The organism is Longimicrobium sp., assembly GCF_036399255.1.
Lineage (GTDB): Bacteria > Gemmatimonadota > Gemmatimonadetes > Longimicrobiales > Longimicrobiaceae > Longimicrobium.
The window spans coordinates 1-12,301 of sequence record NZ_DASWNM010000072.1 but is presented as its reverse complement, the minus strand read 5'-3'; the positions used below and the strand labels follow the sequence as shown (position 1 = coordinate 12,301).

The 12,301-nt window shown below is 63.9% G+C and carries 11 protein-coding genes and 2 pseudogenes; 5 read left to right on the top strand and 8 right to left on the bottom strand.

What is annotated here, in order from left to right; all coding sequences use genetic code 11:
- The first annotated feature begins 153 nt into the window (after positions 1–153).
- From VGC13_RS11340 to VGC13_RS11330, 3 genes are all read left to right on the top strand, one after another.
- On the top strand, positions 154–1,422 hold the full coding sequence (locus tag VGC13_RS11340) for a hypothetical protein (protein WP_331125370.1): 1,269 nt from the start codon (positions 154–156) through the stop codon (positions 1,420–1,422).
- 6 nt (positions 1,423–1,428) lie between these two features.
- Positions 1,429–2,439 (top strand): hypothetical protein, encoded by a 1,011-nt coding sequence (locus tag VGC13_RS11335; RefSeq protein WP_331125369.1) that lies wholly within the window; start codon positions 1,429–1,431, stop codon positions 2,437–2,439.
- 77 nt (positions 2,440–2,516) lie between these two features.
- A complete protein-coding gene (locus VGC13_RS11330; protein WP_331125368.1) occupies positions 2,517–3,503 on the top strand; it encodes a hypothetical protein in 987 nt (328 codons plus the stop codon).
- A gap of 91 nt (positions 3,504–3,594) precedes the next feature.
- Here VGC13_RS11330 and VGC13_RS11325 read toward each other — a convergent pair whose 3' ends face one another.
- Positions 3,595–6,132, bottom strand: coding sequence for an excinuclease ABC subunit UvrA (locus VGC13_RS11325; protein ID WP_331125367.1), 2,538 nt, complete (start codon positions 6,130–6,132; stop codon positions 3,595–3,597).
- A 58-nt stretch (positions 6,133–6,190) separates the two neighbouring features.
- A complete protein-coding gene (locus tag VGC13_RS11320; RefSeq protein ID WP_331125366.1) occupies positions 6,191–6,451 on the bottom strand; it encodes a hypothetical protein in 261 nt (86 codons plus the stop codon).
- 201 nt (positions 6,452–6,652) lie between these two features.
- On the opposite strand from VGC13_RS11320, the gene VGC13_RS11315 reads away from it, so the two are divergent.
- The gene (locus tag VGC13_RS11315) at positions 6,653–6,859 is read left to right on the top strand and encodes a hypothetical protein (protein ID WP_331125365.1); all 207 of its coding nucleotides are present in this window, start codon (positions 6,653–6,655) and stop codon (positions 6,857–6,859) included.
- Positions 6,860–7,044: 185 nt separating this feature from the next.
- On the opposite strand, the gene VGC13_RS11310 is transcribed toward VGC13_RS11315, so the two are convergent.
- The 4 genes and pseudogenes from VGC13_RS11310 to VGC13_RS11295 form a co-directional block, all read right to left on the bottom strand.
- Positions 7,045–7,428 (bottom strand): hypothetical protein, encoded by a 384-nt coding sequence (locus VGC13_RS11310; RefSeq protein ID WP_331125364.1) that lies wholly within the window; start codon positions 7,426–7,428, stop codon positions 7,045–7,047.
- Positions 7,429–7,514: 86 nt separating this feature from the next.
- Complete coding sequence (locus tag VGC13_RS11305; RefSeq protein WP_331125363.1) at positions 7,515–8,558, bottom strand: hypothetical protein; 1,044 nt, start codon at positions 8,556–8,558, stop codon at positions 7,515–7,517.
- Positions 8,559–8,730: 172 nt separating this feature from the next.
- Positions 8,731–9,294 (bottom strand): annotated as a pseudogene (locus VGC13_RS11300) (excinuclease ABC subunit A); the annotation flags it as partial.
- A gap of 69 nt (positions 9,295–9,363) precedes the next feature.
- Positions 9,364–9,606, bottom strand: coding sequence for a helix-turn-helix domain-containing protein (locus VGC13_RS11295; RefSeq protein ID WP_331125361.1), 243 nt, complete (start codon positions 9,604–9,606; stop codon positions 9,364–9,366).
- A 200-nt stretch (positions 9,607–9,806) separates the two neighbouring features.
- Here VGC13_RS11295 and VGC13_RS11290 point away from each other — a divergent pair, with 200 nt between their 5' ends.
- A complete protein-coding gene (locus VGC13_RS11290) occupies positions 9,807–10,058 on the top strand; it encodes a hypothetical protein (RefSeq protein ID WP_331125360.1) in 252 nt (83 codons plus the stop codon).
- Positions 10,059–10,101: 43 nt separating this feature from the next.
- Here VGC13_RS11290 and VGC13_RS11285 read toward each other — a convergent pair whose 3' ends face one another.
- A complete protein-coding gene (locus tag VGC13_RS11285) occupies positions 10,102–11,301 on the bottom strand; it encodes a pentapeptide repeat-containing protein (protein WP_331125359.1) in 1,200 nt (399 codons plus the stop codon).
- A 277-nt stretch (positions 11,302–11,578) separates the two neighbouring features.
- Positions 11,579–11,905 (bottom strand): annotated as a pseudogene (locus tag VGC13_RS33425) (excinuclease ABC subunit A); the annotation flags it as partial.
- Positions 11,906–12,301 lie beyond the last annotated feature (396 nt).

Genomic DNA, 12,301 nt, shown 5'->3' with positions numbered 1-12,301 from the left:
TCGAGGAGTTGGAAGAGCGGTTCGAGATGGCGGCCCTTGTCGAGGAGATCACGATCTCCGAGTGCAACTCGTACTGCTGATCACGGGTGAATAGGGCGTCCGCCGGGGCGGCGCAGGCCGTCCCCGGCGGCACCCACTCTCGCACCCGCACTGTTGGTGATCGTGAATACTACCCTACCTCAGCTTCGCGACGACATCCGCATCTCCCCCTTTCCCGACGGCCCGCGGGCCGCACGGGGTGAGTACTTGGTGGAGGCGGGGACAACGTTCTACGTAGTGAACGCGGCGATGCACCGCGTGCTCGCGGCGCTGGAGCACCGCCCCGCGACCCTGGCTGACCTGGTGGCGCGCTGCAACGCGGACGGGGGCCAGCCACTGACCGAAGAGCAGCTGCGGGGCGTCGTCTGGGGACAGTTTCCCGCGACGCTCTTCGCGGATTCTGCACCCGCCGCCCGCCGGTCGCCGCTGCTGGTCCGGAAGACCCTGCTGCGCGAGTCCGTGGTCGTGCGCGTGAGCCGCAGCCTGACGTGGATGTTCACTCCCGCGGCGGCAACGGTGGTCCTGGCGTTTTTCGCAGCCTCCCTGCTCCTGTCGTTTTCATCTCCATCCGCCACGGCCACGCCAGTCGCGGGCGGAGAGCTTGTCCTGATCGTGGCGCTGGTGCTGGCAAGCATGCTCGTGCACGAACTGGGGCACGCGTCCGCGTGCGCGCGCTTCGGCTGTCCACCCGGCGAAATCGGCGCGGGTATCTATCTCGTCTTCCCCGTGATGTATACGGACGTCACGCGCGCGTGGCGCCTGCCGCCCCGGAGCCGGGCCGTGGTGGACTTGGGGGGGCTGTACTTCCAATCGCTCGTCGTATCGGTTTCCGCCGTGTACGCGTGGCAGACGGGGAGTGCGTCCGCGCGGTGGTTCGTATGGCTCAGCATGCTCTCGATGGCGCACATGCTGAACCCAATGTACAAGATGGACGGCTACTGGCTCCTCACGGACCTGAGCGGTCTCACCAACCTGCATGACCGGACTTACACGGCGATCCGTGGCGGGCTTGCGCGCCTGCTGGGACGTGCGCCTCGGTCCACGGCCGCGGAGGCCGGCGTGCAGCGTGGGATATTGGCAGCTTATTGCACCCTGTTCACGCTGTACTTCATCTTGGTCGGCCGCGCCCTCGTGACGGCGGGCGGCGCGGCGGTGCGGGCGTATCCCGCCCTGGCCACGGAGTTTTCGAGTGCGGTCTCTTCCGCAGGCGGGCATGACGCCAGCACGCCGCTGCTCGCCCTCGGGAAGTTCCTGTCCGGCACGTTCTGGATCCTCATCATCCTCATCGCTCTGTTCTTTCTCGCCAGGCGAGTCTACCTGCTGCTCGTGCCGGCGGCCCCTGCACGGCCGGCGCTCCTGGCCCCGCCCTCCCCCGAAGCGTGAGTCCTGATGCCCGCCCTGCCCCGTTCCGTCTTCGCGTGGCCGCCCGCGCCGCTGCTGGCGGCGTACGCGCGCTGGCGCTGGCACGCCATCCTGCCCGAACTGCCCGAGGAAATCCCCGTTCCGGGCCTTGACCTGCTGCAGCGCGCCCTAGGCTGCTCCGCTGGGCAGGCCCGCGTCTTTCGTGAGGACTCGTCCGGATGCCAGCGGCGGGTCTTGGCCCTCCTGCGCGGCCGGCCGGGGCTGGCGCGGCGCCTCCTTCGCTGGCCGGGCGGTACCCTGCGCCCGCTACCCTGCGTCCCGGATTCCGGCGGCGCGTCCCTGCTCGCGCTCCCGCTGACGGTGGATGCCGTGGCGCTGGTCGCGGCGCTTCTGGATGAAGGGCGGACGCTCCGCATCCTGCAAACCCCCGCAACGGAGACGTTCCTAACCCCGCTGCTCGCGGACCTTTCCCGGGCGCGGGCACGCCTGGCGACCGCGACGGAGCTGCTCGGCATGGCACGGGCAGGGGAGCGTGCCGTTTACGTGACGTTTCCCGATCATGCCGCCGCGGGGTTGAACGGCCGGTGGGAGACCCCTTTCCTGGGGTCGCCGCACCTCTTTTCCCTCCTAGAGCCGCTTCTGGCGGCCCGCGGCGTCTCGCCCGTTTATACCTTGGACGTGGACGGCTCAAGCACGCTGGCCCTCCGGTCTGAGTTCATGGGCGATCACGGGAGCACCGTAACGTCGGTCCAAATCACCACGCTAGTTGAGGGGCTGGCGGGTGCGATGGAGCGGGTCATCCGTTGGCGGCCGGAGGAGGTGCTGTCGTGGGGGTGGTTGGATCGGAATTCGGCCAGTGCCGCGGTCTACACGCGAACGGCGGCGCTGGGATACCTGCGTGGGTTTCTGCGGGTGTGGCAGGCAAGCGGTCCGGGGATGGAGCCGGACCTGTACGCGTGGTCGACGGCGCGGCTGAACTCCCTTTCCGATGAGGCGAAACACGCGCCGCGCGCGCTCAACGCCGGGAGGGGCGCGTGACCCGCGCGGCTGCGCAGACGGGATGGCTGAACTTGGCGAACCGCCTGCTCCCGGTGGGCCCGGGACTACGAGGCGGCATGCGCGCCGGCCTCCTGCGGGGGCTGCTCGCGTCAGGCACCGCGCCGCGGGCATCCGCGTCGCAGGTAGAGCGTGTGCGCAAGAATCTGGCGATGGCGTTTCCCCAGATGGAACCGGACGCGTTGCCGGCCCTCGCGAGGTGCAATCTGCGCTCACAGTTCCGCTTCGGTCTGACGGTGGAGTGGATGAAGAGCGCCGGGAAAGCCGAACTTGAGGAGTTCTTCCGCACGCGCGTGCGGGTGGAGGGCGAGGAGCACCTGCAGGCCGCGCGGGAGCACGATGGCCCGGTGATCGCCTTTTCCGCTCACTACGGCGTGCCGCTGCTCGCATGCGTGCACCTGCTTTTCGCGATGGAAGGGCGCAAGCGGGTCAACACCTTCTACGCCCCCCCGGATGAGAATCCGAGCACGGCCGGCTACCGTGAGCTGTTTGAAAAGATGAGCCCCACGGTCAACACGCTGCTGGGCGACGGCCGCGCCGTGCGGGCTGGGCTCCAAGCGTTGCGGCGTGGCGAGGTTCTCACCATGCAGCCCGACGTGTACGACAACCGAAGCGGGAGTGCGCTGCTAGTGCCGTTCATGGGGCGATTCACCTTTGCCATGGGTGGCACGGCGTACTTCGCGGTAAAGTCGGGTGCTCGTGTGATCCCTACGTGGTGCTACGAGACCGAACGCGGGGAATGGGTGATCCGCTACGACGCCCCGCTAGCCCCTCCCAAGACGGGAGACTCCGATGCAGCTATCTACGAGCTCACGGCCGCGATCTTCAGCTGTATGGAGGCACAGATCCGGACTGTGCCAGAGCACTGGGTGTACTGGTACGCCTTCGCGAGCCGGTTATTGTTCGACGTCCGCGTTCCTGAGGCTGCGGCTCCGGATGGCTGGCAGAACGCATTCCTGGATCTCTGCGGGCGATACGAAACCGCGATTCCCGGGGTCAGCGACTTCGTTGCGGGCTACCGCGAGCGCGCCGCCGCGCCAGTGTGAGCCTCCGCCGGATCAGGCCAGCGACTCCCTTTGCGGAGAACCATTGTTCTCCCTCCGGGCCGACAAGGCGTTGGACGGACTCGCGGTGACGTTACGGCAGCTCCCGCGCGAGATAGGATGCCGTGCGGCTCTCCGCTGCTGCGGCCACCACGGCAGGCGGGCCGGCGGCGACCACGCGACCTCCCTGCTCCCCTGCCCCGGGGCCGACGTCGATCACCCAGTCACTGCCGGCGATGACGTGCATGTCGTGCTCCACCACCACGACCGTGTTGCCGGCGTCCACCAGGCCGTGCAGCTGCGCCACCAGCTTCTCCACGTCAGAGGGGTGCAGGCCGGTGGTGGGCTCATCCAGCACGTAGAGCGAGTGGCCGCGCTGCGTGCGTTGCAACTCGGTGGCGAGCTTGATCCGCTGCGCCTCGCCGCCGGACAGCTCCGTGGCGGGCTGGCCCAGGCGCAGGTATCCCAATCCCACCTCGCGTAGCACGTGCAGCGCGCGGCGCACGGCATCCTCCCCCGCGAAGAACTCGTACGCGGCATCCACCGTCATCCCCAGCACCTCGGCGATGTTGCGGCCTCGCAACCGGATCTCCAGCGTTTGCGCATTGTAGCGCGCGCCGTGGCAGGTGGGGCACGGCGCGTAGACGCTGGGCAGAAAGAGCAGCTCCACCATCACGAACCCCTCGCCCTCGCACGTCTCGCAGCGCCCCTTGGCCACGTTGAACGAGAACCGCCCCGCGTCGTAGCGCCGCTTCTTCGCGTCCGGCGTGGCGGCGAACAGGCGGCGGACGTGGTCGAACAATCCCGTGTACGTCGCCAGGTTGCTGCGCGGCGTGCGGCCGATCGCCTTCTGGTCCACCTGCACCAGGCGGCGGATCCCCTCCATCCCGCCCGCGATCCGCCCGCCGACGGGGACGGAGGATGGATGATCGGCATCGTCCTCGTCATCCGCCGACGTGGGGATCTCGTGGCCCAGGTGCGCCGCGACGAGCTCCACCAGCACCTGGCTCACCAGGCTGCTCTTGCCCGATCCCGACACGCCGCTGACGCTGGTGAACACGCCCAGCGGAAAGCGCACATCCAGCTCGTGCAGGTTGTTGCGCGTGACGGATTCCAGCGCCAGCCAGCCCTTCGGCTCGCGCGGCGTGCGCGCGGGCGGCCGCGTCTCGCCAAAGAGGTGGCGGCGCGTCTGCGATTCTTCGACATCCGCCAGACCCGCCGGCGGGCCGCTGTAGAGCACTCGTCCGCCACCCTCGCCCGCCGCGGGGCCCACGTCCACGATCCAGTCGGCGTGGCGGACGACGTCCATCTCGTGCTCCACCACGAAGAGCGAGTTGCCCGCGGCCAGTAGCCCGTCCAGAGCGCGGAGCAGCGCCTCGGTGTCCGCGGGATGCAGGCCGGCGGAGGGCTCGTCCAGTACGTAGACCACGCCGAACAGGTTGGAGCGCACCTGCGTGGCCAGCCGCAGCCGCTGCAGCTCACCTGGGGACAGCGTCGGCGTGCTGCGTTCGATGGACAGGTACCCCAGTCCCAGGTCCAGCAGCACCTCCAGCCGCGCCGCCAGGTCCTGGGCGATGCGCCGCGCCACCAGCGCCTTTTCGGGATGATCCGCATCCGCCGATCCCCCCGCCGTTCCCTCCACGTACGGGTGGACGAGCGCAGCCAGGCGGGCCAGCGGCAGGCGCCCCAGCTCGGTGATGTCCATCCCCGCGAACGTCACCGACAGCGACGCCGGGTTCAGCCGCTTGCCGCCACACGCGGGGCAGTCGGTGCTGAGCATGTACTGCATCACCCGCCGCCGCATGGATGCGCTCTGCGTGTTGGCGAAGGTGTGCAGCACGTGCCGCCGCGCGCTGCTGAAGGTGCCCATGTAGTTGGGCTCCTCCTTGCGCTTGAGCGCCTTTTGCGTCTCCTCCGGCGTGTACCCCGGGTAGACGGGGACGACGGGCTGCTCGTCAGTGAAGAGGATCCAGTCGCGGACGTCCTGCGGCAGCTCGCGCCACGGCCGGTCCACGTCGTAGCCGAGGGTGACGAGGATGTCGCGCTGGTTCTGCCCGCCCCACGCCTGCGGCCACGCGGCGACGGCGCGCTCGCGGATGGTGAGCGACGGATCCGGCACCATGGACTGCTCGGTGACCGTGTAGATGCGGCCGTGCCCGTGGCACTCGGGGCAGGCGCCCTCGGGGGTGTTGGGGGAGAACGCCTCGGCGTAGATGATGGGCTGCCCGGGCGGATAGTCGCCGGCGCGCGAGTACAGCATCCGCAGCAGGTTGCTGAGCGTGGTCACGCTGCCGACGGACGAGCGCGTGGTGGGCGTGCCGCGCTGCTGCTGCAGGGCCACGGCGGGCGGAATGCCGTCGACCTCGTCGACGTCGGGGATGCCCATCTGGTGGAACAGCCGCCGGGCGTACGGCGCCACCGACTCCAGGTAACGCCGCTGCGCCTCGGCGTACAGGGTGCCGAACGCCAGCGACGACTTGCCCGACCCCGACACGCCCGTGAACACCACCAGCGCGTCGCGGGGGATGTCGACGTCCACGTTCTTGAGGTTGTGCTCCCGCGCCCCCCGCACCCGCACGAACTCGTGCTGCCGTGCGCCGTCCCCTGCCCCGCCGCTCTTCCCTGCCTTCATCCGTCCCGCCTGCTTGTGATTACCATGGTGATAGACAGATTCCGTCTACTCACCGGCCCTACGCCTGTTCGCCGGATTCGTTCATCTGCTCCCGAAGAGCGAGTAGTCGAATGGCAAGGTGCTGCAGTTGATTCGCACGCCGCATTAGCCCGTTCGCGAGTTGCTCCACGCTCTCGGATTGCGGAGTGCGCGAGCCGACAACCCAAGCTTCAAGCGCGGCGCGGCTGAGTTCCGCGTCACGCGCGAGCAGCGTGCGCGGAAGCTCGCTCTCCTGGATGACTTCGCGGACGATCTTCTGGATTCGATCCGGGCTGACCACACGCGTCTCCCTCTGATGCGTAGAGCAGAATCGTTGACAACTACCCGCCTACAGATTAGATATACGGCGAAAGCCGAAGGGCAGCCGCTCACCCCGCCAAGAGTTCGCGACTGCCCTTAGAATCCACCCGCCGCGAGGCAGACGGGATGTCTACACAATAGGCATCCTCCGCCGGAGGCGCAAGCAACGAGGAGCGATGCCATGAAGATGGAAGGAGCCTCACCCGCGCGGCTGCTGGAGATGCTGGCGGACCGCTTTGGCGCACTGGAAGCGGTCGCGTACTCCTCGATCAAGCTCTCCCGCTACGTAAGCGAGTGCGAGATGTCGATGGACCTGCTGGTTGCGGAGGCGGTGCTGGAGTTCGGCAAGGATCTCCGCGAGGCGTGCAAGGCGGTGGTAAACGGGTGATAAGTACCACTAACGATTACACTCGAGAGTTATGTCGAGGATCGACGTAGGGGCGTTTGGGCTGATGATACGCTGCTGAACGTAGGCGGTACTCTAGCCGCTTGACGTTTAACGGAAAGCTGTCAGCCAGTCTCCCTGCATGGTCAGCATGCGTTCAGCACCGAGTAGGAGAAATCTACGGGCGCCTACCGCCCGTCAGTTTCATCCTTCGTGGGATTCTCAAGTAGGGCGCGGAGCTTCTCAGCATCGCCTTCCTCAACGGTGATGCGCTTACCACTCACTTCAACAACGACCTTAGGAGGGCGACCTGACGAATTCCGCAACTTTAGCAAGCTGATGATGCTTGTAACGATTGAAAGCACGGGTGCGACAATCTTGGCCGGTTCTATAACGAGCTCGACCAAATCTGGCAGATTCAAAGAATAGAAATCATGCTCCTCTTTTTCCACCTGCAATTGAGCAAAGCTCGCGAACTGAACCTCACCCAGTTCTGCTGAGAGCATCTCAAAAGCGTCAATCGAGATGTCTTCACTCACGGAGATGCGAATCTTGCGATCATTGCTCGTCATACTGTATCTGTCCTCCTCTACAGTTCGGGTGATGTGATCTGTCGCCTCGCGAGCGGCTGGGTATGCCGCTGAATTCAGGCGCGGTTCTATCTTATGCTCCGTACAGCGCGCGAAATCCTCGCTAGGATTGTGGCGATCCGAGACTGTCGCATCTCCGAGGGAAGTCGGTCCCTGCTTCTGTCCAATGCTTGTTGTTCGGCGCTGCTCGCTTGGCGTGCAGTCACCCGTGAGCGTAAGGCAGCGTGGACTACTTCTCCTGCTTGGTGTGCAAAAATCTCACTAGGATTAAAGCGATACAAGAGCTTCGCGCGCTCTACGAGCATTTGGCTACATTTCAATTCGATGAGCAGTTCACGTTTGCGTGCCGGCGGACTGGACGTAAACTCGGTATTTGCTCGGTCCTGAGCCTCATTCCATAAGCGGCTCACTCTGGCCAGATGGTTTTGGTGAGTGGTGTTCCACTGCACGGCATGCTCATGGAGGTGATAATGAGCAGCCGCTCCACGCATCCGGAGCAGTTCAGGCAGTTCGGGGTTTTTCGATTCTTGTGCGAAGTGCAAAATGGGGTTCAGGAGCCACCACGTGTGGGTCATAACTTGATACTTGATTTCGTAGCCGTCTGCCCCACCTTCGATAGACTTGAATCGATTCCACGCGTTCAGATGATGATGTTCGTCATGTAGCTCTACCCGTACTTCCTCCTTCACGGCCTGCGACAGAGCAAATGCACAGAATCTATCGAGTATCCCCCGCGCGCTTGTCAGCACGGGAACTAAGTCGGCTGCGGAGAATGCCATCTCCAAATCAACGAGCCGCTCGTCTGCGGCCGGGGTGGCGGAGCCAGCAAACCACGGCTCGAAGAACCACTCTGCTTCGTTCGGCGTTTCTAGGTAGAATGCTAACGCAGTCGCAAAGAGCACCGGGTCTACTAAGCTCGACCCATAATCATGAGGTGAAACATTCCGCGGCGAAGCAACTCCTCCGGGTTCGTCGCGTGAGCTTCGCTCGGCATCGCGTACTTGAGCCTCTATGACATCGACTATCTGTTGCCGCCGTAGCTCCGTCAGGTACAGAAAGGTGGGTGAATAGATTCGTGGATTCCAGAGCTGGCGTATGATCTCACGATGCATGCTGTGTCTCGGATTGTGGGGATAAACGAGCAGGAAGCCAGCAACGGGGATGCTCAGTGTTCATCAAATCCACGCCCCAGTCGTGTCGTTTCCTCTGACGATGATACACGTGTGCAACCTACGCCGCCAGATTGTTTGCGGAATCTTGTAGCGCAACTGAATCCAAATGGCGGGCAACGGCGCGCTCGCGGATGGTGAGCGACGGGTCGGGCACCATCGACTGCTCGGTGACCGTGTAGATGCGGCCGTGCCCGTGGCACTCGGGGCAGGCGCCCTCGGGGGTGTTGGGGGAGAACGCCTCGGCGTAGATGATGGGCTGGCCGGGCGGATAGTCACCCGCGCGCGAGTACAGCATCCGCAGCAGGTTGCTGAGCGTGGTGACGCTGCCGACGGACGAGCGCGTGGTGGGCGTGCCGCGCTGCTGCTGCAGGGCCACGGCGGGCGGAATGCCGTCGATCTCGTCGACGTCGGGGATTCCCATCTGGTGGAACAGGCGCCGCGCGTACGGTGCCACCGACTCCAGGTAGCGCCGCTGTGCCTCGGCGTACAGCGTGCCGAACGCCAGCGACGACTTGCCCGATCCCGACACGCCCGTGAACACCACCAGCGCGTCGCGCGGGATGTCGACGTCCACGTTCTTCAGGTTGTGCTCCCGCGCCCCCCGCACCCGCACGAACTCCGGCCGCCGCGCGCCTTCCGCCGCGTCCCCCGCCCCGCCGTTCTTCCGTGCCCTCATGCCTTCAGCCCGCCCGTGTGCTTCTGGTAATTTGAAGCGATTGGCATGTGTAAACAACGTTGTTTACAATTACCCATCTTGCTCCAGTCCGTTGCGGAGCCGGAACGCCAAATACTGGAGCCGCGTCGCACGGCGCTCCAGCCCCGCAGCCAGTTGCTCCGCGCTCTGTAACGTCGGATTGCGATTGCCCGACAGCCACGCTTCGATCGCGGCGCGGCTGATCTCCGCGTCCTTCGCGAGGAGCGTGCGCGGCAGTTCGCTTTCCCGGATGATCTCCCGCACGAGCCGTTGCAGCTTCTCCGAATCACTCACATCCAGCCTCCGACGATCGGTATGGTAATCCGTTGACAAAAGTTCGTGAGCGGATTACCATACATAGACAAGGAAGGGCAGTCGCTCACCCGGCCAAGAGTTCGCGACTGCCCTCTATCTCCCAACCTGCCGGATGGCTGATCGGGATGTCTACACGATAGGCATCCTTCGCCGGAGGCGCAAGCAAGGAGGAGGATGCGATGAACACGAAGGGAGCCTCACCCGCGCGGCTGCTGGAGATGCTGTCGGACCGCTTCGGCGCGCTGGAAGCCGTCGCGTACTCCTCGATCAAGCTCTCGCGCTACGTCTCCGAGTGCGAGATGTCGATGGATTTGCTGGTTGCCGAGGCGGTGCTGGAGTTCGGCGAGGATCTGCGCAACGCGCAGGAGGCCGCGGGCGAGTGGACCGACGAGGTGCTGGCCCAAGGCTACCGCCCGCGATGTGACGCATGAGATCCTCATAACGCGATCTCACAAAGCTCGTAGAGCGCGGTAGCTACGGCTCGGTCTGAGCAACGTTATTACGTAACTTCTGTGCACACTCGCTGTCCGTTGCCATCTCGGTTAGGAGAACTGCTGAAATTAGAGAACTCTCAATGCTGCTTGCTCGGCAGAGCCTTGCTCCTAGAGTTCGGACTTCGTTATGGCGACCCAAGTTGATCGTAGTGTTGATCATTCTTGCGCCCTCAAACACAGCATGCTGTAAATTAGCATCTGTGAAATTAACCCCTATCAAGGTCGCGTACGAAAAACTAGCGCCAGTCAGCTTTGCCTCCTCAAAATTTACGCTGTTCAGACTGGCGTTGCGAAAATCCGCTCCCTCAAACCGTACCAGTTTGAACGAGCCGTCTTCAAGGAGGGAGGATCGGAAGTTTGACCCGGCAAGTGATATCTCATCCGCTCTTAGGATTATAGTACTATCGGCGAGAACCGTCATCTTCGAGACAACCATCATCTTTTGGCCAAGATCGAAATCACGGAAGCGTATTCCGGGCAAATCAGAATATTGGAAGTTGGCTTGAGTGAGTACGTGAGACATGTCAATTTGGGAGTTCATCAATGCCGTGAGGAGTTGGCCGCGTTCTGGGCTTAGGGCTATGGGGGTAAGCTTATTCCCGTCCAAGTAGCGATATGGTCGTAGTGACCTACTCAGGGCAATGATACGACCCTCTAGCCTTAGTGAAAGACGCGGTTTACCTGAGTCCGCAACAGTCAGCGAACCCATTTCCTCGTCTATCTTATCCAAAATCGCAGTTTGCTCGAAGATCAGGGCGGAACGCCGTGCTGATTCGGCGAGTTCCGTTTGCCGATCTATCAATTCAGTCTGTCTCGTTAGAGCAATAAGCTGTAGTAGCGTAATAATGAGTGGTAAGGAAGCGAGAATAACAAAGGTCAGTCCAACCCTGGTGAACCGAGCTAGCAGTGCGGCGGCGAAGTCGCGCGTTGGCGACTCGGGCCATGGCCCCCCCCCGCCGGAACGAACCCAAGTACTCCATGCGTCCCACAGGTCAACCGTTTTTCGAAAGAGCTGTGATCCAGCAAAGGTTCTGAGGCTAGCCTTAGACACGAAGAAACCAATTCGACTCCTGCGTCTTGCACGTAGCTGTGCTTCGTGTTCCAGCTTGTGCAAAGCGGCTCGCAGGCGGTGGATCTCGTTGCTAAGGGCTTCCTGCGATTGACCTTCAAGGTTGGACATATCGCGAGTATTTTGCTCCATATAGGCCTATAAAGAAGCTAAAGGCTCTTCAGAATTGCGGCGCGGCGAGCGTGCGCCGATGTGCTGGCGCCAAGGCTATCGCCGGGACGTAACCTGAGCAATTTACCATTCCTCTCTGTCCCTGCACCATAGAGGCGACGCGGCCGACATCCGGGTTCCATTTGGCCTGTCCGAGCGCGCGGGCGGCCAGTCGGGCGAACGACGCATGAGCACGGCGCGGCGACACGACACCGTTGGCGCACGTGGCTGTTCCGATTCCGAGAGGCGCGCGCGTGGTGGGCGTGCCGCGCTGCTGCTGCAGGGCCACGGCGGGCGGGATGCCGTCGATCTCGTCGACGTCGGGGATGCCCATCTGGTGGAAGAGCCGCCGCGCGTACGGCGCCACCGACTCCAGGTAGCGCCGTTGCGCTTCCGCGTACAGCGTGCCGAACGCGAGCGACGACTTGCCCGACCCCGACACGCCCGTGAACACCACCAGCGCGTCGCGCGGGATGTCGACGTCCACGTTCTTGAGGTTATGCTCCCGCGCCCCCCGCACCCGCACGAACTCCGCCGTCTTACCGCCGCTCTTCCCTGCCTTCATCCGTCCCGCTGGCACGTGGTGTTTCTGGAAGGCTTCAGCCCTCCGTTTCCGCTGATCATGTCACAGCGTCGAATCTGAACTGGAAGGCGTACTTCCTCAGGCTCAGCTGGAGATTCGGAATCGCCCGAGATGCAAGAATCACTCGTTTGTGAAAGTCCCCTGCCACTAAGATCCCGCGCACTGGCTTATTCTCACTCTCAACAACCGTTCCGGTAGCAGCTCCCTTGCTCAGTGACGCTGGCGAATTATCTTTCGGGTAGGCGCAATTGGGTGCTCTCCTGCCTGGAGGTGGAGTTGGCTCGAACGCGAATCGAAAGCAGCGATCCCTGCCCGTTCTGCAGCGGACGCTCGGTACGGAAGAACGGGAGCAGCCGGGGCCACGCGCGCCTGCACTGC